Annotated in this window: 22 protein-coding genes; 9 read left to right on the forward strand and 13 right to left on the reverse strand. The window is 58.2% G+C overall.

The window, feature by feature from the left end; translation table 11 throughout:
* Positions 1-3: 3 nt before the first annotated feature.
* The 5 genes from PSN43_RS05485 to PSN43_RS05505 form a co-directional block, all read right to left on the reverse strand.
* Positions 4-1227 carry a M20 family metallo-hydrolase gene (locus PSN43_RS05485; RefSeq protein ID WP_272699721.1) on the reverse strand — a complete coding sequence of 408 codons (1224 nt, stop codon included), beginning with the start codon at positions 1225-1227 and terminating at the stop codon, positions 4-6.
* Between the two features lie 101 nt (positions 1228-1328).
* On the reverse strand, positions 1329-1616 hold the full coding sequence (locus PSN43_RS05490) for a PxxKW family cysteine-rich protein (protein ID WP_272699722.1): 288 nt from the start codon (positions 1614-1616) through the stop codon (positions 1329-1331).
* Between the two features lie 128 nt (positions 1617-1744).
* Positions 1745-3091: an amidohydrolase gene (locus tag PSN43_RS05495; RefSeq protein ID WP_272699723.1), complete on the reverse strand. Its 1347-nt coding sequence runs from the start codon at positions 3089-3091 to the stop codon at positions 1745-1747.
* 3 nt (positions 3092-3094) lie between these two features.
* Positions 3095-3844 carry an S-methyl-5'-thioadenosine phosphorylase gene (mtnP, locus tag PSN43_RS05500; RefSeq protein WP_272699724.1) on the reverse strand — a complete coding sequence of 250 codons (750 nt, stop codon included), beginning with the start codon at positions 3842-3844 and terminating at the stop codon, positions 3095-3097.
* A gap of 12 nt (positions 3845-3856) precedes the next feature.
* Positions 3857-4378, reverse strand: a complete 522-nt coding sequence (locus PSN43_RS05505) for an adenine phosphoribosyltransferase (protein ID WP_272699725.1) — start codon at positions 4376-4378, stop codon at positions 3857-3859.
* Positions 4379-4491: 113 nt separating this feature from the next.
* On the opposite strand from PSN43_RS05505, the gene rsmA reads away from it, so the two are divergent.
* From rsmA to cbiB, 9 genes are all read left to right on the forward strand, one after another.
* Positions 4492-5277 carry a 16S rRNA (adenine(1518)-N(6)/adenine(1519)-N(6))-dimethyltransferase RsmA gene (rsmA, locus tag PSN43_RS05510; protein WP_272699726.1) on the forward strand — a complete coding sequence of 262 codons (786 nt, stop codon included), beginning with the start codon at positions 4492-4494 and terminating at the stop codon, positions 5275-5277.
* A gap of 274 nt (positions 5278-5551) precedes the next feature.
* Positions 5552-5824 (forward strand): HU family DNA-binding protein, encoded by a 273-nt coding sequence (locus PSN43_RS05515; protein WP_272699727.1) that lies wholly within the window; start codon positions 5552-5554, stop codon positions 5822-5824.
* A 13-nt stretch (positions 5825-5837) separates the two neighbouring features.
* Positions 5838-6011, forward strand: coding sequence for a hypothetical protein (locus PSN43_RS05520; RefSeq protein WP_272700012.1), 174 nt, complete (start codon positions 5838-5840; stop codon positions 6009-6011).
* A gap of 188 nt (positions 6012-6199) precedes the next feature.
* A complete protein-coding gene (gene rpsU, locus PSN43_RS05525) occupies positions 6200-6400 on the forward strand; it encodes a 30S ribosomal protein S21 (RefSeq protein WP_272699728.1) in 201 nt (66 codons plus the stop codon).
* A gap of 3 nt (positions 6401-6403) precedes the next feature.
* Positions 6404-6850 carry a GatB/YqeY domain-containing protein gene (locus tag PSN43_RS05530; protein WP_272699729.1) on the forward strand — a complete coding sequence of 149 codons (447 nt, stop codon included), beginning with the start codon at positions 6404-6406 and terminating at the stop codon, positions 6848-6850.
* Positions 6851-6873: 23 nt separating this feature from the next.
* Entirely contained in the window at positions 6874-9168 is a 2295-nt protein-coding gene (locus PSN43_RS05535) for an endonuclease MutS2 (RefSeq protein WP_272699730.1), read from the forward strand.
* 21 nt (positions 9169-9189) lie between these two features.
* Positions 9190-10941: a DNA primase gene (dnaG, locus tag PSN43_RS05540; protein WP_272699731.1), complete on the forward strand. Its 1752-nt coding sequence runs from the start codon at positions 9190-9192 to the stop codon at positions 10939-10941.
* Complete coding sequence (gene rpoD / locus PSN43_RS05545; RefSeq protein WP_272699732.1) at positions 10928-12679, forward strand: RNA polymerase sigma factor RpoD; 1752 nt, start codon at positions 10928-10930, stop codon at positions 12677-12679. The genes dnaG and rpoD overlap by 14 nt, the downstream gene beginning before the upstream one ends.
* A gap of 232 nt (positions 12680-12911) precedes the next feature.
* Positions 12912-13868 carry an adenosylcobinamide-phosphate synthase CbiB gene (gene cbiB, locus PSN43_RS05550; RefSeq protein WP_272699733.1) on the forward strand — a complete coding sequence of 319 codons (957 nt, stop codon included), beginning with the start codon at positions 12912-12914 and terminating at the stop codon, positions 13866-13868.
* Between the two features lie 229 nt (positions 13869-14097).
* Here cbiB and proC read toward each other — a convergent pair whose 3' ends face one another.
* The 8 genes from proC to PSN43_RS05590 all read right to left on the reverse strand — a co-directional run bounded on the left by proC (position 14098) and on the right by PSN43_RS05590 (position 22203).
* Complete coding sequence (gene proC / locus PSN43_RS05555; protein ID WP_272699734.1) at positions 14098-14901, reverse strand: pyrroline-5-carboxylate reductase; 804 nt, start codon at positions 14899-14901, stop codon at positions 14098-14100.
* On the reverse strand, positions 14901-15323 hold the full coding sequence (gene ndk / locus PSN43_RS05560; protein WP_272699735.1) for a nucleoside-diphosphate kinase: 423 nt from the start codon (positions 15321-15323) through the stop codon (positions 14901-14903). The genes proC and ndk overlap by 1 nt, the downstream gene beginning before the upstream one ends.
* 80 nt (positions 15324-15403) lie before the next feature.
* On the reverse strand, positions 15404-16198 hold the full coding sequence (locus PSN43_RS05565; RefSeq protein WP_272699736.1) for an ABC transporter ATP-binding protein: 795 nt from the start codon (positions 16196-16198) through the stop codon (positions 15404-15406).
* Complete coding sequence (locus PSN43_RS05570; protein ID WP_272699737.1) at positions 16195-17094, reverse strand: ABC transporter permease; 900 nt, start codon at positions 17092-17094, stop codon at positions 16195-16197. The genes PSN43_RS05565 and PSN43_RS05570 overlap by 4 nt, the downstream gene beginning before the upstream one ends.
* A gap of 125 nt (positions 17095-17219) precedes the next feature.
* Entirely contained in the window at positions 17220-18170 is a 951-nt protein-coding gene (locus tag PSN43_RS05575) for an ABC transporter substrate-binding protein (RefSeq protein WP_272699738.1), read from the reverse strand.
* A gap of 136 nt (positions 18171-18306) precedes the next feature.
* On the reverse strand, positions 18307-19284 hold the full coding sequence (fliM, locus tag PSN43_RS05580) for a flagellar motor switch protein FliM (RefSeq protein WP_272699739.1): 978 nt from the start codon (positions 19282-19284) through the stop codon (positions 18307-18309).
* A gap of 383 nt (positions 19285-19667) precedes the next feature.
* A complete protein-coding gene (locus tag PSN43_RS05585) occupies positions 19668-20900 on the reverse strand; it encodes a divergent polysaccharide deacetylase family protein (RefSeq protein WP_272699740.1) in 1233 nt (410 codons plus the stop codon).
* 19 nt (positions 20901-20919) lie between these two features.
* The gene (locus PSN43_RS05590) at positions 20920-22203 is read right to left on the reverse strand and encodes a S41 family peptidase (RefSeq protein ID WP_272699741.1); all 1284 of its coding nucleotides are present in this window, start codon (positions 22201-22203) and stop codon (positions 20920-20922) included.
* Positions 22204-22247: the final 44 nt, after the last annotated feature.

The raw sequence follows: 22247 nt of genomic DNA on the forward strand, positions 1-22247 counted from the left end.
CCGCTATTTGGTCAGCAGCATGTCCGCCATGACTTTGGCGTCATTGATGGTGTTCTTGATGGAAGACCACTCGTTGGGCTGGTGCGCGGCGTGGTTCAGGGTGGACCAGACCACGGCGGGATAGCCCTTGCGTCGCAGGATGGCGGCAACCGTGCCGCCGCCGACGCCCACGGTGCGCGGATTGTTGTTGTAGATCTTGCGCACGGAAGCCATGGTCCGGGCCACGATCTCGGTGTCGGCCGAGGTGGCCGGAGCGGCCTGTTCCCACTGGGCGGGCTCGCACTCGATGGTCACGCCGTATTTCTCGGCGACTTCGGCGGCAAACCCCTTGATGGTGGCCAGGACGTCTTCCAGATCGTATTCGGGCATCACCCGGCTGTCCACATAGAACACGTCCCGTCCAGGGATGGTGTTCACGTTGGCCACGTTGGCTTCGCGCATGGTGGGCTGGAAAGTGGAGCAGGGCGGGTTGTAGATGGCGTCCTCGGCAGGATACAGGGCTTCCAGTTCCTTGATGCGCAGAATGAGTTCAGCGCTGGGGTACATGGTGTTGATGCCCTGGGCCGGGGTGGACGCGTGGCACTGCTTGCCGATGACGGTGACTTTGAGCCAGAACATGGACTTTTCGGCGATCTCGACCATTTCGGAGGAGGGTTCGCCGGAGTCGGGAATCAGGAACAGATCGTTCTGGCGGAAAATGTCCTCATGCTTGGCGACCATGTATTCCAGGCCGAAAGCGGAGCCGGTCTCTTCGTCGGCCACGAAAATGAGGCCAAGATTGATTTCGGGGGTGATCTTCAGGTCAAGCAGGGCTTGGGCCGTCAGGATGGAAGAAACCATGCCCTGCTGGTTGTCCTCGACGCCCCGGCCGACCAGCGTATCGCCGTCGCGCTGAACCGCGTAGGGATCGGAATTCCAGAGGCCGAGGTCTCCCGGAGGGACCACGTCGATGTGGGAGATGATCCACAGGGTCCTTTCCGTGTTTTTGCCGGGGATGACGGCCACGATGTTGGGCCGGTACCCGCAGGGCACATCGGGAGCGGGCGCGTTGTACTCGCGGATGTCCTCGATACCCATGGATTTGAGATAGTCGAGCAGAAAGTCGGCCTTGGCCTTCTCGCCTTCGCCGCCATTGCGGGGGCCGAGTGCGGGAATGGCCGAAAGTTTGGTCTGTAGTTCGACAACCTTCTCGGTCTGGTTGTCCAATTCGGAAAAGAGCGCGTCCATGAGACCTCCGATGTAGTTTTCGATGAAGCTAGCCCAAAAACCGGCCCGCACAAACAAAAAAAAGGCGGGGACATCGCCCCGCCTTTTCTGCTTGCAGAGGTCTACCGACCGCGTGCGGCGCGCTTGGAAGCCTTCAGCGGGTTGACCTTGACCTTTCCGGCCTTGTCCATCTCGGCGCGCATGTGAGTGGCGAAGTTGCACACACCGGATGCCCACTTGCGGGAGGGCTGCGCGTAGGTCGGGCAGTAGTTCACGTCTTCGAAGGGAACGATACGATCGCAACCTTCGCATTTCTCATCAATGGGTTCCATGATGACGCCCTTGTAGGTCAGACCTTCAGCGGTCTTCACGGCGCCTTCCAGGGAAACGATACTTTTTTTCTTGGCCATGTCGTGCCTTCCTCCTAAAAATAATGCGGCTCACGGGATGCCAGCGGCATACGTAATTTCATATTGGTGCAAGAGCAGACTTCGATATGCACCCATGGTGGGTGTTGTCAAGCTATTTGCTGTCTTTTTCAATTTCCGGAGGCATGTCGGACCCATTTCGCGCAACGCATCGCCTCCTTGCGGAGGCCGTTGAGATCGAGGGTTCGGAACTCGCCGTACAGGTATAAAACCTCGCCCGCGACCATCGTCATGCAGACCTCCATGCCCGTCGCGGCGTAGACCGCGTGGGACACATGGCTGAATACGGGCATTAGATTCGGCGAGGACAGGTCCAGGGCGATCATGTCCGCCGGGTATCCCGCTTCGATCCGGCCCAGTTCGGGCCAGCCGAGGCAGCGGGCCGAGCGGCGGGTGGCCATGTCCAGGGCGGTCTGGGCGTTCAACGCCGAAGCGTCGCCATGGCGGACTTTCCCCAGCAGGGCGGCCAGCCCCATATCGCGGAACATGTTCAATTGGTTGTTGCTTGAAGCGCCGTCCGTGCCCAGGCCCACGTTGACGCCCGCGTCGAGCATTTTTTGCACCGGGGACATGCCGGAACAGAGCTTGAGGTTGGAGGCCGGATTATGGACCACGTTGACCCCGGCCCCGGCAAGCAGCTTTATTTCCTCGTCGGTCACGTCCACGCAATGGTGCAGTGTCGTGCGCGGCGAGAGAAGGCCGTTCCTGCGCAGGATTTCCACCGGGCGCATACCGTATTTGCCCAGGCAAACGGATGTTTCCGTGGGTGATTCAGCCAAATGGGTTTGCCACGGGACGTCCAGTCTCTCGGCCAGCTCGAAGCTCGCCTTGAGAATCTCGGGGGACACGGTGAAGGCCGCGTGAGGCGTGACCGCCGTGCGGATCAGCGGATCGCCGCGGAACCGTCCCTCCAGCTTCAGTATGGTCTCCCAACACGCCTCAGCCGTAGGAAAGAAGGGTGAGGGAAAGTTGAAGAACCCCTCGCCCAGGACCGCGCGCAGGCCGCAGTTCGATGCCGCCGCGCCAGTGATTTCCTCGTGGAAATAACCGTTCATGAAGGCCGTGCATCCGGTGCGTATGAGCTCGGCGCAGCCAAGTTGTGCGCCGACGCCGAGCAAATCCTCATCCAGATGGGCTTCCACCGGCCAGATGTGCCGCTCCAGCCACTCCATGAGCGGAAGGTCGTCGGCAAACCCTCTCATCAGGGTCATGGGCAGATGGGTATGCCCATTGACCAGTCCGGGCAAGAGCATCTTGCCCGACATGTCCAGCCGTTGAACGGGTGCGTAGCGCGCCTCAAGGCCCGTGTAATCACCCGTTTCGACCACAATGCCGTCGCGTATGGCGACAGCCGCGTCGGTCAGGACGCGGCGTGCGTCGTCCTGGGTGACGATCGCATCGGCGCGGACCAGCAGATCGCAGGCTATGGGCGAGATTTCAGCGGCGGGACTCGACATGCGTCAATCCATGTTGGAAATGACTTCGACCAGCAGCGACGTGACTTTTTCCACGTTGCCCTTGAAGACTTCGAGAATCTCCTCCCAGGTGACGGGAGCCTCATCGGTCTTCCAGCAGTCGTAGTCCGTGCTCATGGCCACGGCTCCGTACGGCAGGCCCGCCTCGTTGGCGAGGATGCACTCCGGAGCGACGCTCATGTTGATGACGTCCGCGCCCCACATGCGGAACATGTTCGACTCGGCCCTGGTGGAGAACCTTGAGCCCTCGATAGTGATGACCGTGCCGGTTTTGTGATGAACCAGGCCGAGCTTGTCGCACGCCTGGTTGAACAGGCCGCGCAGATTCTCGTCGAACGGATCGGCCATTGCCGTGTGCACTGCGCCATGGGGCGGAAATTCCTCGAAGAAGGAAACCGCCCTGCGTCGTGTGAAGTCGATGAACTGATCCAGGATGACCAGGTGCCCACGGTCGATCTCCTCGCGCAGGGAGCCGCACGCGGTGGTGGCGAGAATGCTTGTGCAGCCGACATCCTTGAGAGCCTGGATGTTGGCCCGGTAATTGACGAAGGTGGGCGGAATGGTGTGCTCGCGGCCGTGCCGGGCGAGAAGCGCCACGTCCCGGCCCGCGATGGTTCCCATCTTCAGGGGGGAAGAGGGCTTGCCGTAGGGGGTATCCACTTCGATGTCGCGGGCGTCGCGCAACAGGTCAGGGTTGTCCAGGCCGCTGCCTCCGATAATGCCTATTTTGGTCATGGCAGAGCCTTCCTATTCAATTTCCAGCAGAAAATCATGTTTCACATCGGCCGCCCGCATGACCTCGTCCCCATCCAGGAAAGAAAGCTGGATGACGAAGCCCGCTCCCACAATGTCGCCGCCTGCCTCTCGAACGAGCTTTATCATGCCTTCGGCCGTGCCGCCTGTGGCGAGCAGGTCGTCTATGAGCAGGACTTTGTCGCCTTCCTCAATGGCGTCCACATGCATACAAAGGGTGTCCGAGCCGTATTCGAGGTCGTAAGTGACGCAACGGTTCTTGAACGGCAATTTCCCCGGTTTGCGGATGGGCACGAAACTGACGCCCATCTTGAGCGCCAGGGGCGCACCAAATATGAATCCCCGGGCGTCGGCGGCCGCGATCTTGTTTACGCCGCAGTCCTTATACTTGTCATAGAGTTGATCGATGACATAGGCGAACGCCTTGGGGGAACTCAGGATGGGCGTTATATCGTAAAAAGTGATACCTTTCTTGGGATAATCCGGGATATCCCGAACATAATGGCGTAGATTCATGAATCCTCCTCATAGAATGAATACCGAGGATTCATACGTTTTTCATGGAGAATGTGTCAATGCTGTTGCCAGCCGGGCGGGCTTTCGCTATCCGTGGGCGACGGAGAATTCACATGCCACGACAAGACCCGCCGCATAGGGCCAAGAAAAGCCTTGGCCAAAACTTCCTGACCGACCCGAACATCTGCCGCAAGATAGTGGACGCCCTGGCGCCTTCCGCGGACGATTATATTATAGAAATAGGGCCTGGGCAGGGCGCGTTGACCGAGCACCTGGTGGAAACCGGCGCCCGCAGGCTGCGCGCGCTGGAAATGGACTACGATTTGGCCGACCGGCTCGCCGAGCGCTGGCCCCGGCTTGAAGTGGTCGGAACGGACGCCCTCAAGTTTCCTTGGGAGGAACTGAACGGAACTGGCCCGTGCAAGATTATCGGGAATCTCCCGTACAACGTCGGCTCCAAGCTCATCTGGGATATCGTCAGCAGGGTGGAGACCCTTTCGAGGGCGGTATTCATGGTGCAGCATGAAGTTGCGTTGCGTCTGACCGCCGACCCCGGCACCAAGGCCTACGGCGGACTGACCGCGTGGGTGAAGAACTATTGCGACACACGGTACCTTTTCAAGGTGCCGCCTACGGTCTTTCGACCGCGGCCCAAAGTCGATTCGGCCGTTGTCCGCTTCGATCCGTTTCCCTTGGAGGAACGTCCGTTGGATCGGGAAAGGCTGTCCGGCCTGGTCAAGCTGCTTTTCCAGCAGCGTCGCAAACAGATTTCGACCATACTGCGGAAGCACATGAAGCCGGAAATTGAAGAATGGTTTCAAAAAGAGGGCGTCAGCCCGTCGTTGCGGCCAGAAAACCTCACTCCGTCGCAATTCCGTTCACTTTCCTTAATATATTAGTACCAATTTTCACAAGTTCCCGCCGAATACCGATCCGCGACTGCGTAAACAGGGCGGCTTCGGGCTCGGAAAAATTGAGTACAAAAGGCCTCGAAAGCACCATATAGCGTAGTTTTTTCGATTTTTTCCAACACTCGGGCTGGACACGGCTTGAAAGTTCATTTAAAGGCCAAGAGGTGAGTTGGTGACGGAAACAAGGTGCAAAAGCATTTTGTGCTCTGGCTGCACTTAATTAATACCATCAGGTTATTATTTCACCGAGGAGGAAGGACTGATGACAAAGGCTGAATTGGTTGTCAAAATCGCGGAAAAGGCCAATCTGACCAAAGCGAACGCCGAGCGCGCGCTGAATGCGTTCTTGGAGACCGTCGAGAGTACTTTGGTTTCCGAAGGCAAGCTTACCCTGACCGGGTTCGGCACCTTCGTTGTGGAGCTCCGCAAAGCCCGCGTGGGCCGCAACCCCCGCACTGGCCTCGAACTCAAGATTCCCGAGACCAAGGTCGTCAAGTTCCGTCCCGGCAAGATCCTCAAGGACGCCATCAACTAGCCTGGAGATTAAGATGATGATTCACGGTGAAACCGTTCACAGCCCTCTGCCCATGGATCTTCCTTGGTGGATGCCTGACCATTTCGTTTTTTTCGGTGTCCTTTACATCGTCCTCGGCGTAATCGGAGTCGCCTTGACGGTCACGATCATGCAGTCTCTGCGCGACGCGAAAAAGGCGGAACACTAGTTCCCGCACTTCAACGATATTAAAGGGGCCTGTCGGCACATTGCCGGGCGGCCCTTTTTTCATGCGTGGAAAATTTCGCGCACTCCGGTTTTTGTGGTTGCTTTTTCTGATTTTTATATATATGAAGTGTCTCTTATTTCGCCAGCCCGACATAAAGGACGGGCGGTTCACCGAGGAGGTGATTTCCATTGCCCGGAGTGTATTTCGACGATAGCGACAATTTCGACATCTCCCTGCGTCGTTTCAAGAAGCAGGTCGAGAAGGCCGGAATTCTGTCCGAGCTGAAGAAACGTCAGCACTACGAGAAGCCCAGCGTGCAGAAGAAGAAAAAGAAAGCTGCCGCCAAGAAGAGGCTCGCCAAAAAAATGCGCAAAATGCGCAGCATGTAGATTATGAGTCTGTCAAAGCAAATAGACAAAGACTACATTGAGGCCTATAAGGCCAAAGCTACGGTAAAAGTGGCCGTCTTGAGACATCTCAAGACGGCCATTAAAAACCGTATGGTTGAAGATATGGTGCAGGATCTGTCCGACGAGGTCGTCCTTGATCTCATCGCCAAGCAGGTCAAGCAGCGTAAGGATTCCTTCGACCAGTACTCCAAGGCGGGACGGGACGACCTGGCTCAGGTTGAAGCCGAAGAACTCGCCGCCCTCGAGGTTTACCTGCCCACACAGCTCTCCGACGAGGACCTCTCCGCCGCCATCGACAAGGCCATTGCCGACCTTGGAGCATCTTCCATGGCCGATATGGGCAAGGTGATGCAGGTCGTGCTCGGCGCGTACAAGGGACAAGTCGACGGCAAGAAGGCCAGTGGGCTGGTAAAGTCCAAGCTCTCTTGAATTTTCAGCAGCCCGGCTCATCCATGGAGTCCAGAACTTTCCAGGTATTGGAGTTCCCCAAGATTCTTGGGGCGCTGTCCGGTTTCGCCGTGTCCGAACCCGGTGTTGACGCATGTCTGGCCGTCCGCCCTTATGACACCCTCGCGGACGTGCATCGGGCGGGTTCCCTGTTCGATCAGGCCGCGGCCTGGGTGGGCGAATCCGGCTTCCGTATGCGCGCATTTCCGGAGCTCGGCGGTATTTTCCCGCACCTGGGGAGCGAACTGGCGGTGCTCGATCAGGACGCGCTCTTCGCGCTCAAGGTCATTCTTGACCTGGCCCGGGACGCCAGAGACTCGCTGACAAGCTTTTCCGAGCGTGGCTGGGACGTGCTCGAAGAGGAACTCTTCGCCTATGCCTGGCCGCAAAAGACCGTGTCCGGCATCGGCCGCTGCCTGGATTTGGAAGGGCAGATCAAGGACGAAAGTTCTCCCGATCTGCTGGCCGTTCGCCAGGAGATTCGGGCCATTCATCAGCGTTGCACCAAACGGGTCAAGGATTTCATCCTACAGGAAAACCTGGGTGCGGCCATGCAGGACGAGTACATGACCATCTCGTCCGACCGTTACGTTCTGCCCATCAAGGCGAATTACAAGAACAAGACCAAGGGCATCATCCACGACTACTCGCAGACCGGCGAGACATGTTATTTCGAGCCCCTCTTCCTGGTAGAGACCAACAACAGGCTCCAGGAGCTCAAGCGTGAGGAGCGGGCCGAGGAGTACAAGGTCCTTCAATACCTGACCTCGCTGGTGCGCCAGGAGCAGGACCAGGTGCGCGAAGCCTACGACGGGCTGGTCACACTGGATGTGCTCATGGCCAAAATTCAGTTGGCCGCCGCCTACGGAGGCCGGACCATCCATGTGGTGGAGCAGGGCGCGCCCAAGCTTCTCAAGGCCCGTCATCCGCTGTTGGCCCTGACCGACGAATCGGTTCATCCGGTGAGCATTGAGTTGCAGGACGACCAGAAAGCCATGATCGTCAGCGGCGGCAATGCCGGCGGCAAGACCGTCTGCCTCAAGACCATGGGGCTTATCGGGCTGATGGTTTTTTCCGGGCTCCCGGTTCCGGCCGCAGAGGGCAGCTCCCTGCCTTTGTGGCGCGATATTTTCGTCATCATGGGCGACGAGCAGTCCCTGGAGGAAAACGTCTCCACCTTCACCGCGCAGATTCAATACCTGCGGCGGGTATGGGACAAGGTGGATGAACGTTCCCTGTTCATTCTTGACGAGTTCGGCGCAGGCACCGATCCGACGCAAGGCGCGGCCCTGGCCCAGGCGGTCATAGATTCGCTCCTTGAAAAGCGGGCAACCGCCTTTACCGCCACCCATTTTCCGGCCCTCAAGGCCTACGCCATGGCTACCAAGGGCGTGCGGGCCGCCAGCGTTCTGTTTGATCCGAACACCAAGAAGCCGCTGTTCAGGCTCGCCTATGACCAAGTGGGCGCGTCCATCGCCCTGGATGTGGCCCGCGAGCACGGCCTGCCTTCCGTAATACTGGAGCGGGCCGAGAAGTATCTTTTGCTGGACGGTTCGGACACCTCCGCAGTCCTGGACCGCCTCAACGCCATGGCCGTGAAGAAAGAGGCCGAACTGGACGCCATTGAAGAGGAACATCGGCGCATCGAGAAAAAACGGGCCAATCTCGAACAGAAATTCGAGAAGGAACGTACCCGGCTTCTCAAGGATGTCCAGACCAAGGCTCAGGAAGTCGTCAAGCAGTGGAAAAGTGAGCGCATCGGTCAGAAAGAGGCGCGCAAAAAACTCCATCAGGCTCGGCTGCGCATCGAGGACGTCGTCCCCGAACGCAAAAAAGAACCCGTCTTTTCTTTCTCGGATATTGTCCCGGGCCAAAAAGTATCGTATTCGGCATGGAACAAGTCGGGTACCGTGCTGGAAATCAACGAGAAAAAGAAGCAGGCCAAAGTCGACATCGGCGGGGTTGCCATGTGGGTCAAGGCCGAACATCTGGGCCCGGCGGACAAGACTTCCGTCGGGGCTTCCAAACCCCAGGCCAAGACGCCGTCTCCAAGCGATTTGGTGGTCGAGATCGACCTGCGCGGCAATAGGGCCGATGTGGCCATCAGCGAATTGGAGCGGGCAATGGACGGGGCTTTGCGCAAGGGCGCCGGCAAGCTGGAGATCGTGCACGGCCGGGGAACCGGTGCGCTCCGGCGGGAAGTTCACGATTTTCTGAAGCATTACCCGGCGGTGGAAAGTTTCACCCTGGCCCCTGAAGACCGGGGCGGAGACGGAATGACCGAAGTGACGCTCAAATAGCGGCGTCGCCGGAGGCTATTGGTGGACAGAAGTGATGTCGAGGCCGTCAAGGCCCGAATCAACATATCGGATATTGTGCGTCGGTATGTCGACCTGAAACCCGTTTCAGGCCGATGGATGGGCGCATGTCCGTTTCATCAGGAAACAAAGCCCTCCATGTCCGTTAATGACGACGAGGGCTTCTTCTATTGCTTTGGTTGTCAGGCGTCGGGCGACGTCATCGATTTTTACGGGCGAATCAACGGGCTGGATTTCCGTGAATCCCTTGAACAGCTTGCCGCCGAATGCGGAGTTGAACTGGGCTCTGCCCCGCGCGATCCGCACGCCGCTGAGCGCAAGGCCAAGAAGCAGATGCTCCTTGACATGCACGACGAAGCCAACAGTTTTTTCCAGCGGAATCTGTCCCTCGCATCCGGGGACCATTGCCGCCGCTACCTTGCCGACCGGGGGATGACTCCGGAAATGATCTCCAAGTTCGGTTTGGGCTATTCGCCGGACGATTGGCACGGGTTGGACAATTTCCTGCGCACCAAGGGAAGAAGCCCGGAAGCGGGAGTTGAAGCCGGACTTTTGTCGAAAAATGAAAAAGGTAATATATACGACCGGTTTCGGGGAAGATTAATCTACCCTATTCAAAATTTGTCGGGGCGGGTTATTGCTTTTGGCGGCAGAATTATTACTGATGGAGAACCCAAGTATCTGAACAGCTCGGATACGCCTATATACAAGAAGGGCGACCACTTGTATGGGCTTAACTTGGCCCGGTCCACCATGACTCGCACCAAGCGGGCCATTCTGACCGAAGGATACATGGATGTCATATCGCTCCATCAGTTCGGCTACACCGACTCCTGCGGCGTTCTGGGCACTGCCCTGACGGCCGATCAGGTGAAGAGACTGGCCGGATTCTGTTCGCGCGTTGACCTGGTTTTCGACGGCGACGGAGCGGGCCGCAAGGCGGCCATGAAATCCAGCAGAATGATTCTGCTGCAAGGCGTGGCCTGCAAGGCCATCCTCTTGCCTGACGGCGAGGATGTGGACAGTCTGCTCCAAACCAGGGGAGCGGAAGGATTCGAGGCCTGCATGAACGAGGCCCCGGACGGATTGACCTTTTGCATGAATACCCTGCGGGAGCAGTATGCCCCGAGGGATATCATGGCTTGGGCGAAGAGTTTTTTGTCGGAATTGTCCGACGCGTCCTTGAGGGCGTATTACCTGCCCCGTTTGGTGAGCGGGCTCGGGTTGTCGGAGGCTGATTTCAGGCGCGACGCAGGTGCAGCGGCACCGCAACAGCGCAGCGTACGGCAGCAGCCTCGGCATACACAGCGAGCCGCCCGGCAACCGGCTATGGGCGTCGGCAAGGATTATGCTGATGATAGGTATTTTTTGCGGTTTACGATCCAGTATCCGGACTATGTGCCGGAACTGGCCAAAAGAGGACTGACTCAGATTCTTCGTACCCCTTGGGCGAAGGCGCTGTGGGAGAAGCTCGAAACGACGCAGCAAGGCCATGTCGTGAGCCTGCTGAACGAACAGGAAAAAGGCTTCTACATCCAGTGCCGCGAAGAGCTGCATGAAGAAACCCTCTCCGGCCGGGAATTGCTGGCGGAATGGGATCATATTTGTCGCACAATTGCGCAGGAACAGCAAAAGCTGGACATGCGCCAGCTCACAGAGGCCATACGACAGGCACAGCAGAGCGGGGACACCGAAAGGGCGTTGCAACTACTGGCCTTGAAGGAATCTCGCAGGAGGGAAGATGAGCAACATTAAGGAAATCCAACAGATCAAAGATCTTATCGCAGAAGGTAAGAAAAAGGGATTCCTGACATACGAGGAGCTGAGCAAGGCGTTGCCTTCGGACTGCACCAGCCCGGAACAGCTCGAGGAAATTCACGCCATCTTCGACCAGATGGATATCGCCCTGGTGGATTCGGACGATTCCGACAAGAAGCTGACCGATGATGATGACGACAAGGAATTGGAATTCGACGACGCCGATGACGATTCCACGGAATACGCTTCGCGAAGCACCGACCCGGTGCGTATGTACCTGCGCGAGATGGGAGCAGTTCCGCTCCTGGATCGCGAGGGCGAAGTGGTTATCGCCAAGAAGATCGAAAACGGCGAAATGGACGTTCTGTACTCCCTGGTGGAGGTCCCCGTCGCCGTCGAGGAACTTATCGCCGTGGGCGAGGATCTCGAAGACGGCCGCATCAAGCTTAAGGACGTGGTCAAGACCATCGAGGAGGACGATCCGTCCGAAGATGAGATGAACCAGCGTCAGCGGGTCATCTTCCTGCTCGACGAGATCAAGAAGCTCTATCACAAGAAGAAGAAAATCTACGAAAAGCTCGACTACTGCGCCTGTCTGGACAAGCGCGTGTACGGCGTGCAGCAGGAGATTCTCAGCTACAAGGAAGAGATCGTCACCCGTCTGCGCGACATCAAGCTCGAAAAGACCCTCATTGATCGAATCATCGAGACGGTCAACGACTACGTGCGGCAGATGCACAACTGCCAACGCGACCTGTCCGCCTATGTCTTGTCCGTGGGCATGACCAAGGCCGAGATAAAGGATCTGTTCAAGCAGGTGGACGACCGCGAGATCAATCCCGTGGCGGCCGCCGACCAGCTCGGCATGACCGTGGAGGAGTTTTTCTCCTTCAAGGAAATGCTGGCCGGCAAGTTGGAGATCATGACCCGCTTGCAGGACAAGTGCTGCCACTCCGTACACGACCTCGAAGAGGTCCTGTGGCGGATCAAATCCGGCAACCAGACCGCGAGCCAGGCCAAGCAGGAGCTCATCCGCGCCAACCTGCGTCTGGTGGTTTCCATCGCCAAGAAGTACACCAACCGCGGCTTGCAGTTCCTGGACCTCATTCAGGAAGGCAACATCGGCCTGATGAAGGCTGTCGACAAGTTCGAGTACCAACGCGGCTACAAGTTCTCCACCTATGCGACCTGGTGGATTCGTCAGGCCATCACCCGCGCCATCGCGGACCAGGCCCGGACCATCCGCATCCCGGTGCACATGATCGAGACCATCAACAAGCTCATCCGCACCTCGCGATATCTGGTGCAGGAGCTGGGCCGCGACCCGTCGCCCGAAGAAATTGCCGAGCGTATGGATTATCCGCTCGAAAAGGTCAAGAAGGTGCTGAAAATCGCCAAGGAACCCATTTCCCTCGAAACCCCCATTGGTGACGAGGAAGATTCCAGCCTGGGCGATTTCATTGAAGACAAGAAGGCCACCGCGCCTGCTGAGGAAGTGGTTTCCACCAAGCTCAGCGAGCAGATCGCCTCTGTCCTGTCCGACCTGACTCCGCGCGAGGAACAAGTCCTGCGCAAGCGGTTTGGAATCGGCGAGAAGTCCGACCACACCCTTGAGGAAGTCGGTAAGCTCTTCAACGTCACCCGAGAGCGTATCCGCCAGATCGAAGCCAAGGCGTTGCGCAAGCTTCGCCACCCTGTGCGAAGCGCGCTCCTCAGGTCCTACTTCGAAAACTAGACGCTTACAGGGCCGGGAAGAATCTTGCTTCCCGGCCTTTTTTTTACTCCCAGTTCTCGCGGCAGAACGCCGCGGAGCAAAAAAAACGCGCCGAAGGCGCTTACAGGGGATGCAAGGGCGCGAACCCTTGCCCGCCGGAGGCGAAATCACCCGACTATTGCCGCGAAGCGGCTTTCAACGCCTGATTTTCCTCTTTACGAAGTAAAAGGGGTAGTCCCCTTTTTTTACGCTCATGAATCAATTCACCGCCATCTTCATCGTGCCTGCCGCCGCCGTCCTTCTGGATATCTTTCTTGGCGACCCCGCGAAGTTCCCGCATCCGGTCAGAATCATCGGAAAGGGTCTTGATCTCTACGAATCCTGTGCCCGCCGTCTGGGCGTGAATCTTCGATGGGCAGGCTGGGCCGCTGTCTTGATTTTCGCCGGGGCAGCCTGGTTCACCGTAAGCGCGCTCGCCCGCATCGCATACCTCGGCCCCCTGCTTGCCGTGTATTTCGCTTATGCAGGATTGGCCTTGGGCTGTCTGATGCGTGAAGCCGGGAAGGTGGCATCGCTTCTGGATTCCGGGAATATTCCCGGTGCGCGGCAAGCTTTGTCCATGCTCGTAAGCCGGGAGACCGCCGAACTGGACGAATCCGCCATACGCCGGACCTTGGCCGAAACCGTCAGCGAAAATCTCAATGACGGTTTCACGGCCCCCTTGTTCTATCTCGCGCTTTTTGGCCCTGGCGGCTTGTGGGCCTACAAGGCCGTCAGCACCATGGATTCCATGTGGGGATACCGCACGGACCGTTTTCGCGATCTCGGACAGGGCGGGGCCTTGACCGACGACCTCTTGGCCTGGATTCCGGCCAGGATTACGGCGGGCCTTTTGCTGTTCACCGGCAGGGGGCTTGGCCTGGATGCCGTCATGGCCAAAAGCCGATTCCGCGCCGACGCCGTCAAGATGGAAAGCCCCAATGCGGGTTGGCCCATGGCCGCGGCGGCCTGGCTTCTTCAGGGGCAAATGGGCGGTCCTACCGTTTATTTTGGAAAGGTGAAGGAAAAGCCTGTGCTCGGTCCGGAAGGACGGCCTTGGACGCGGCAAATGCTCCGCACGCTTTTCGAGTTGACGCGAAAAACCGGCATACGCACAGCTTTGGTGTTGATTCCGGTCCTTGGCCTGGCCAGGCTGTTACTGTTTTCCTGACGGCTTTTTCCTGGCCGGGAAGAGCCGCCTTGCTTGCGTGTATGGAGTCGGGGCCAGGACTGTTCCCGAACGACAGGCGTGTATAGCCGAAGTCTTTTTTCCCAGATTCGAATGGATGCGATATGAAAAACGGGTTGCCGGTTCAAGCCGACAACCCGTTGAAATCAAGGAGAAGTGATCGCCTCGCGAAAGCGTGGCTGCCGTTACCGGCTTCCCTTCCTTTTGGTCGTTATTGTTCGCCGAGTTCCATGCTCCGATAGTAGCACTCGAAGACGCCGTCGATGATGTCGCCTTTGAGGGCCTGCCTGTCGAAATGCATGAGGGCGCGGATGGTCGTTCCCCCGGGGGAGGTGACCATTTCGCGAAGTTCGGACACGGAGTGTTCGCTCTTGTCGGCCATGACGGCGGAGCCGAGGAACAGTCCCTTGACCATCTCCACGGATTGAGCCCGGGTAAGGCCCAAGGCTACGCCGGACTCGATCAGGGCTTCCATGAAATAGAAGACGTAGGCCGGTCCGGAGCCGATGACGCCGGTGAAGGCGTCAAAGAGCTTTTCAGGGAGAATGTGCACCTGCCCGACAGAGGCGAAAAGTTCGGGAACCAGCGCCTTGTTCTCGTCGGTCAGATTATGGTTGTCCAGACAGACGGCCGACACGCCGTGGCCCACCAGGGCCGGTGTGTTGGGCATGATGCGGACAACAGGGCAACGGTCTTCCGTCCAATCTTCGTAGGTGGACAGGGGAATGCCCGCGCAGATGGCGATCAGGCATTTGTTCATGTCCAGCAGGGGCGTCAACTCCTTGACCACGGGTTCGGCATGTTGCGGCTTGACTGCCAGGACAATGTAGTCGCACGCCTTGGCGAGGTCGGCCGCGCTCTCCTGCACGATAAGCCCCAATTCCTTGTTGAGCTTTTCAAGATTGGCCTTGTTGAAGTCAACCCCGTGCAGTTCGATGTCATCGCGGGAGGCCAGCCCCCTGGCGATGGCGGACCCCATATTCCCTACGCCTATGAACCCGATTTTTTTAGTCATTATCCCACCAGCTCGTCGTTATTGAAGAAGTAAGCCACCTCGGTCCTGGCGGTGTCGGGACCGTCGGAACCGTGGCAGGAGTTGTTTTGGATGCTCTGGCCGTACGTGGCGCGGATGGTGCCCTCGTCGGCATTTTCAGGATTGGTCGCGCCCATGAGGGTGCGGTACCGCTCGATGGCGTTTTCACCTTCGAGACAGGAGACGACCACCGGGCCGGAGATCATGTAATCGACCAGTTCGCCGAAGAAGGGGCGTTCCTTGTGCACCGCGTAGAAGCCTTCGGCCTTGGCGCGGTCCATGTGGATCATTTTCAGGCCTTTGATCTTGAGGCCGGAATCGGTGATCATTTTCAGTATTTCCGCGATGAGACCGCGCTCGACCGCATCGGGCTTGATGATGGAAAAGGTCTGTTCAATAGCCATGTGAGCCTCCGTTTGTCAGTTACTATCTTATACCTGTAGGCAGCGATTTGCCAGCATATGGATTGAAGCCCGCACCGGCCTCAACCCAACAACATGCGGTCGGAGACACCCTCGTCCCCGCGTAGGCGCGAGAAGCGTTCCAGGAGGTCTTCGACCTTGAGATTTCGTTTTTCCTCGCCTTCGATATCCAGCACCACCTGACCACGATGAAACATTATCAGCCTGTTGCCCAGGGCGATGGCCTGTTTCATGTTGTGAGTCACCATGAGCGTCGTCAGGTTGAGGGAACCGACGATTTCTTCGGTCAGGTCCAGAACCATGCTCGCTGTTTTGGGGTCCAGGGCGGCGGTATGCTCGTCGAGCAGGAGCAGGCGGGGTCTCACCAGTGTGGCCATGAGCATGGTCAGGGCCTGCCGCTGGCCGCCGGAAAGCAGGCCGGTGTGCGTTTTGAGGCGATCTTCGAGCCCAAGCCCGAGTATGGAGAGTTTTTCGCGGAAATATTCGCGGTCCCTGTTCTTGACCCCTCTGGAAAGCCCTCGGAATTTGCCGCGCTTGTTGGCCATGGCGAGATTCTGTTCGATGGTCGCTCCGGCGCAGGTTCCAAGCAGCGGGTCCTGAAAGACGCGTCCGATGAGCGCGGCGCGTTTGTGTTCCGGCCATTTGGTGATGTCCTGCCCGTCCAGAACGATCCTGCCGGAATCCACGGAAAACGTTCCTGCGAGGGCATTGAGGAAAGTGGATTTTCCTGCGCCGTTTGAGCCGATGATGGTGATGAAATCGCCATCCTTGACTTCGAGATCCACGCCGCTGAGCGCGGTGACCTCATTGACGTCGCCCCGGTTGAAGGCCTTGGTGACTTGGGAGACGGAAATCATTTGGCCCTCCCGGCAAGGAATTTGCGCTTCATCTTGGGCATAATCAGGGCGAAGACCACCAGGATGGCGGTTATCAGGTTCAGGTCGCTGGGAGTGATGGAGAAGGAGCCGAGTTTCAGCCCCAGGGCCAGGCCTATGGCGATGCGGTAGAGCACGGAGCCGAGCAGGGCGGCGATGAGCGCACGGGAGATGGTCTTGTCTCCGAATACGGTTTCACCGAGGATGACCGAGGCGAGCCCGGCCACGATGGAGCCGACGCCCATGTTCACGTCCGCCGCCCCCTGATTCTGGGCCACCAACGCTCCGGATGCGGCCACCAGCGCATTGGACAAGCCCACGCCGAAGATGATGATGTTGTCGGTGTTCACGCCCTGGCTGGTAATCATCTGCTGGTTGTCGCCCGTGGCCAGAAAAGCCAGTCCAAGCTCGGTATGCAGAAACCAGATCAGCACGGCCACCACGGCAAGGCAGATGAGGGCGAAGAGCAGCGGGGTGGCGTGCTGCGGCAGCAGGCCTGAAAAACCGACGAACTTGTCCACCACGGTTTCCTGCCCGAGCAGGGCCATGTTGGGCCTTCCCATCACACGCAGGTTGATGGAATAAAGCGCGGTCATGGTCAGGATGGAGGCGAGCAGATGAAGGATCTTGAACTTCGTGTTCAGGATGCCGGTGACCATACCGGCTAAAAGTCCGGCTCCGGCGGCCATGAATATGGACAGGAGCGGGGAATAGCCGGAGGTGATGGCCATGGCCGAGACGGCCGCGCCCAAAGGAAGGCTGCCGTCAACGGTAAGATCCGGGAAATCGAGCACTCGAAAGGTCAGGTACACACCGATGACCATGAGGCCGTAGGCGAATCCCTGCTCAATGGCGCCGAATAATGCGTAGAGAGTCATGTAGTAGTCCTAATGGTTGCCGGAGCCAAACCATAGCGGTCCGGCCAAAAACAAAAAAAAAGGCGCGTTGTCGAAGCAACGCGCCTTGTATCGTTTATAGGCTCGATTGGCAAATGCGATTCACTCTATTCAATGACCTTGGATGCGCGGTCAATGACGGATTGGGGCAGGGTCACGCCCATCGCCTGTGCAGCCTTGAGATTGACGTGCAGATTGAGATCGTTGAGGAATTCAACGGGCATGTCGGCGGGATTGACACCGTCCACCAGGATGCGGGCGGCCATGTCGCCGGTCTGGAGTCCCATCTTGTAGTAGTCTACGGCCACGGCCGCGATGGCGCCGCGAGCCACGGAATCCACATCGCCGACGATCAGCGGCAGCTTGTTGTCCGTACAGACCTTCACGGCGGACTCGATGGCCGAAACCACGGTGTTGTCCGTGCCGATGTAGACCACGTCGCAACGTCCCACAAGGCTCTTGGCGGCTTGATAAACGCCGCTGGAATTGGCGATGGTCGCCTCTTCGACATTGATGCCGACCTTGGCGGCTTCTTCCTTCAACGCCTTGAGATTGGGAACGGAGTTGGGTTCGCCGGAGTTGTAGATGATGCCGATGGTCTTCACGCCGGGAACGATCTCACGAATCAGAGCCACATGCTTGTCCATGGGGCTGAAGTCGGACATGCCGGTGATGTTTTTCCCGTCGGTGTTCTTGAGATCCTTGACCAGCCCCGCAGTGACGGGATCGGTCACGCCGGTGAAAAGGATGGGCGCGTCGTGAATCTTCTGGGCGCAGGCCTGGGCCCCGGGTGTGGCTATGGCAAGCACCAGGTCAGGACGCTCGCCGATGATCTGGCTGACGATCTGAGTGTTGGTGGCCATGTTGCCCTGTGCGATATGCACATTGTAGGTGAAGTCGATGCCCTTTTCCTTGAGGCGGTCGGCCATGCCTATGCGCATGGCGTCCAAGGCGGGGTGCTCCACGATCTGGGTCACGGAGATGACGTACGTCTTACCGGCAAAGGCGGTGGAGGCGACCAACAGCAAGGCCGCCGCAAGCAACAGAATTTTTTTCATCGGGAAAATTCCTCCTCGAAATGCTTTTCAAGATGGGACTCTGACCGTGTCGCGGGCTTTTCGTCAAGGCATTTCACTTTTGAAACGAATGAAAAGAGCCGCTTGAAGCGGCTCCGGGAAAAGAATGGGCAGGAAATCAGAAACGGATTTCCTCTTCCTTCACGACCTTGAAGGACTTGTTGCCCTTGACCCGGCCGGGCAATCCCTTGAACTTGCGGACGCCTTCGACCTCGGCTTCGAGGAGTTCATCCTCATCGGTGTCGAGCAGGATGATGTCGCCTTCCTGCAGGTAAAGGAGCTGACGGCCTGAAATGGTTGTCCTGCCAAGCCGCACGACCATTTCCACCGGCGTCTCCATGAGACGCTCCTTGAATCGGTTGATCCATACGTGATCCACTTCCAGGCGTTCGGACTGGAAGGACGCGTGCAGCTTGGAGCGGATCGGTTCCATGGTCGCGTAGGGAAGACAAACGATGAGCGAGCCGATGGCATTTTCCAGCTCGACCTCGAAAGTGACGACGATGACTACGTCAGAGGGCGGGACAATGGCCGCGAACTGCGGGTTCACCTCGGTACGGACCATCTCCACGTGGACCTCGTGCACCGGTTTCCAGGATTCTTCCATGTTTGCCAGGGCGATCTTGACCACACGTTCGACTATGGCCTGCTCGATGGGTGTGAAGTCGCGTCCTTCGACCTTGGGCTGACTCCCCGCGCCGCCGAAGAAGTTCTCGACCAGGGCGAAAACCAGACGGGAGTCGACGACCAGCAGGGCATTGCCGCGGAGGGGATCCATCTTGAAAATGGAGATGGAGGTCGGCACCGGCAGGGAGCGCATGAAATCGCCGAACTTGGACATGTCGATGGAAATGGGGTTGATGTCGACCCGCTTGCGCATAGTGTTGGCCAGCGCGTTGGTGCACAGACGAGCGAAGCGGTCGTTGACGATCTCGAGCACGGGCATACGGCCGCGAATGATCCTGTCCTGATTGGCCAGGTCAAAGGCGACCACGCCGGTATCATCTTCAGGAATCTCGGTCTCGGTTTCGACATCCCCGCCGGAAAGACCCCGGAGCAGGGCATCTACTTCATCTTGTTCGAGGATTTTGCTCATCTGGACAAAGCCTCATTGTCGCCGGTCATACGGCCCGTTTGCCCGGCCTGTGCCGGGAAATTGAACATCGTAATACAATAAGCAAAAAACGGGCCGCTCCGTCTTTTCCCTATCGACGGAATGCGTTCGATTCTTAAGGTTTATTGTACCTCTCCCGCGATTCGCTTGCAACGGCAAGACGACATTCACGCTCGATCAAGCTCTTGATACGTTGCGACGAACGGGGAAGACAGTCAAATAATACTATTAATGCATTCAGTCGGTTGACCGTAAAATACGTCGCGCGCAATGCGCAGCGAAGGTCTCCGGCAAACTGCACGGGCACGGATGAAACGGTCTGTGCGTATTCGGTTGCGCAAGGGGCGAAAACGGCCGGACAAATATTACTCGGGACGGAGTTTCGACAGGGAAATTACCTGGATGGACTGGTCACGGCTTTTCTGCCACTGTTTGAGAGCGGCCAGAGTTTCCCTGTAGGGATGGCCGATGGCGATGGCCCAACCCTTGCGTTTGGCTACCCGTTCGGTCTTGCGCAGTTGAAGCACTATGGCGTTCACGTCCTTTACGTTGTCCAGAAAAGTATCCCGCTCATAGAAGGGGATTCCCACATCCTTGGCCGTGGCGCGTCCCACGCTTTTGCCCGAAGTAAGGCTGTCCAGGAAGAACAGGCCGTGCCGCCGAAATTCGCCAAGGGCCGTCCGCATACCACGCGCATCGGCCGTGAAGCGCGATCCCATGTGATTGTTCACCCCGATGGCTTCGGGTATCCGGCCGAGGTTGTCTGCGATGCGTTTCCGCACTTGGTCCTCGGACATGGACACGAACAGGGCGTCGTCGCCCGGTTTGACCGCAGGGTAGCCCATGGGCTCCATGGGGAAATGGATGAGCAGGTCATGATGTGTGCCGGTGATGAGGTCCACGCATTCCCTCGTGTGGCTGGCATTGGGCCACACCGCGAAGGAGAGCGGGATGTCGAGGGCGGCAAGCCCCTGGAGCAGGGCATAGTTCTCGCCCACATCATCGATGACCACCGCCAGCTTGGGGCCTTTGGCCTCGGGCAGGACGATAACCTGCGGGGTGGCTTCGAGAAGCAGCAGATGGGTGCGCTGCCCATGAATCTCGACAGCCGCCTCGGTGTCGCCGTTGTCGAGCAGGGCGGCATCGGGAAGACGCTCATAGAGCCTTTTGCGTAATGTGACCAGGAAGAGATTGCGGTCGGAGACCTTGGGGAATTGCAATACCTGGTAATGGTACCCGCGGTCCTCGAAGCGGCGCAGCTCCACGTCAACCAACTCAAGATCGTGCATCTTGAGATTCAGGTCGCGCATGGTTTCGATGATGGCGAGATCGGCCTGCTTGACCTTGTCCTCCAGGTCGGAGACGACTTCCTCATACGCCTTGTCGCGTTGCGGCTCCTCTTCCCGTTCGGCGGTCACGGGAACGATGACCTGAGGCGGCGGCGTCTTCGCGGTCAAAAGCATCCAGCCCAATCCGGCCATGGCCAGAAAGGCGAGAGTGAACAGAAAAATGAGAGGACCGGGCCGATAGATCCTCTTGAGAAGTCCGTCGAGCCCGGTCTTTTTTTCGTTATTCGTTTCCGGAGCGCGTTCGTCCATTGGCGAAGCTCGGTTCCTTTTACTGGATTTCCTTCATCTTGGGCAGGCTCTTGACCAGTTCCAGGGCCATGCGCAACTGGTTATCCCGGGCGAGCATGTCCTTGGCCTTTTCCGCGTCCTCGTCCCGCTTGCGCTGGGTGGGCTTCTGGCCGTTTTCCAGATGGCCGCTCAGGTCCTTTTCGCGGACGGTAAAGCGGTCACGCATACCTGTCTCGTCCTCGCTCGGAGCAACGAACGGAATGCGCAGATCGGGCTCGATGCCCTTGGCCTGGATGGAGCGCCCGCTCGGAGTGTAGTAGAGCGATGTGGTCAGCTTGATGCCCGAGCCGTCGGACAGGGGAATGATCTGCTGGACCGATCCCTTGCCGAAGGAGCGCTCACCGATGATGAGGGAACGCTTGAGGTCCTGAAGGGCTCCGGCGACGATTTCCGAGGCCGAGGCCGAACCAGCGTTGATGAGCGTGACCATGGGGACCTTGACGTCGTCGGATTCCTTGGAAGCAAAGAAGTCCTTGCGGTCGGCTTCGTTCCTGCCCTGGATGTAGACGATGGTGCCGTCGTCCAGGAAGGTGTCGGCCACGGAAACCGCCTGGTTCAGGAGTCCGCCGGGGTTGTTGCGCAGGTCGAAGACGATGCCCTTGAGCGTGTGATGCTTGCGATATTCGGCAATGGCGTCGCGCAGGTTCTTGGTGGAGGATTCCTGGAACTTGGTCAGCCGCAGGTAGAGATAACCGTCTTCGAGGGACTGGGTCTTGACGTTGACGATGGGGATGGTGCCGCGAACGATGGCCACCTCGAGAGGCTTGTTGGAGCCCTTGTGGAGGATGAGCAGCGTGACGGTGGTGCCCTTTTCGCCGCGAATCAGCTTGACCGCGTCCATAAGGGTCATGTCCTGGGTGGATTCGCCGTCGATCTCGAGGATGATGTCGCCCGCCAGCAATCCAGCCTTGTAGGCAGGAGTGTCCTCAATGGGGGAAACCACGATGATGCGCCCCTGGTCCATGCTGATCTCGATGCCGATACCGCTGAATTTGCCTGCGGTGTCGACCTGCATGTCCTTGAAGTCCTCGGGGGAAAGATACGTGGAGTGGGGGTCAAGCTCTTCGAGCATCCCCTTGATGGAATTGTCGATGAGCTCCTTCTTGGTCACAGGCTTGACGTAGTTGCCTTCAACAAGGTCCAGCACCTGCGAAAAAGTCTTGAGAGCTTCGAACTGGTCTCCCTTGGCCGCTATGGTCGGGCCGGGGGCGACGGTAAGGGTGAAAAGAAGCAAAAATGTGACTATCCAAAGCGTGACACGCATGAATGCCTCCCGAATAACGGAGTCCTGAAAATGTTGGGTTAACG

It is taken from the genome of Desulfovibrio sp. Fe33 (genome assembly GCF_028532725.1).
GTDB lineage: Bacteria > Desulfobacterota > Desulfovibrionia > Desulfovibrionales > Desulfovibrionaceae > Pseudodesulfovibrio.

Bases quoted from the DNA above. Each gene is read 5' to 3' on its own strand.
- PSN43_RS05485 (WP_272699721.1), bottom strand. From the start codon at position 1,227: ATGGACGCGCTCTTTTCCGAATTGGACAACCAGACCGAGAAGGTTGTC.
- PSN43_RS05490 (WP_272699722.1), bottom strand. From the start codon at position 1,616: ATGGCCAAGAAAAAAAGTATCGTTTCCCTGGAAGGCGCCGTGAAGACC.
- PSN43_RS05495 (WP_272699723.1), bottom strand. From the start codon at position 3,091: ATGTCGAGTCCCGCCGCTGAAATCTCGCCCATAGCCTGCGATCTGCTG.
- mtnP (WP_272699724.1), bottom strand. From the start codon at position 3,844: ATGACCAAAATAGGCATTATCGGAGGCAGCGGCCTGGACAACCCTGAC.
- PSN43_RS05505 (WP_272699725.1), bottom strand. From the start codon at position 4,378: ATGAATCTACGCCATTATGTTCGGGATATCCCGGATTATCCCAAGAAA.
- rsmA (WP_272699726.1), top strand. From the start codon at position 4,492: ATGCCACGACAAGACCCGCCGCATAGGGCCAAGAAAAGCCTTGGCCAA.
- PSN43_RS05515 (WP_272699727.1), top strand. From the start codon at position 5,552: ATGACAAAGGCTGAATTGGTTGTCAAAATCGCGGAAAAGGCCAATCTG.
- PSN43_RS05520 (WP_272700012.1), top strand. From the start codon at position 5,838: ATGATGATTCACGGTGAAACCGTTCACAGCCCTCTGCCCATGGATCTT.
- PSN43_RS05530 (WP_272699729.1), top strand. From the start codon at position 6,404: ATGAGTCTGTCAAAGCAAATAGACAAAGACTACATTGAGGCCTATAAG.
- PSN43_RS05535 (WP_272699730.1), top strand. From the start codon at position 6,874: ATGGAGTCCAGAACTTTCCAGGTATTGGAGTTCCCCAAGATTCTTGGG.
- rpoD (WP_272699732.1), top strand. From the start codon at position 10,928: ATGAGCAACATTAAGGAAATCCAACAGATCAAAGATCTTATCGCAGAA.
- cbiB (WP_272699733.1), top strand. From the start codon at position 12,912: ATGAATCAATTCACCGCCATCTTCATCGTGCCTGCCGCCGCCGTCCTT.
- proC (WP_272699734.1), bottom strand. From the start codon at position 14,901: ATGACTAAAAAAATCGGGTTCATAGGCGTAGGGAATATGGGGTCCGCC.
- ndk (WP_272699735.1), bottom strand. From the start codon at position 15,323: ATGGCTATTGAACAGACCTTTTCCATCATCAAGCCCGATGCGGTCGAG.
- PSN43_RS05565 (WP_272699736.1), bottom strand. From the start codon at position 16,198: ATGATTTCCGTCTCCCAAGTCACCAAGGCCTTCAACCGGGGCGACGTC.
- PSN43_RS05570 (WP_272699737.1), bottom strand. From the start codon at position 17,094: ATGACTCTCTACGCATTATTCGGCGCCATTGAGCAGGGATTCGCCTAC.
- PSN43_RS05575 (WP_272699738.1), bottom strand. From the start codon at position 18,170: ATGAAAAAAATTCTGTTGCTTGCGGCGGCCTTGCTGTTGGTCGCCTCC.
- fliM (WP_272699739.1), bottom strand. From the start codon at position 19,284: ATGAGCAAAATCCTCGAACAAGATGAAGTAGATGCCCTGCTCCGGGGT.
- PSN43_RS05585 (WP_272699740.1), bottom strand. From the start codon at position 20,900: ATGGACGAACGCGCTCCGGAAACGAATAACGAAAAAAAGACCGGGCTC.
- PSN43_RS05590 (WP_272699741.1), bottom strand. From the start codon at position 22,203: ATGCGTGTCACGCTTTGGATAGTCACATTTTTGCTTCTTTTCACCCTT.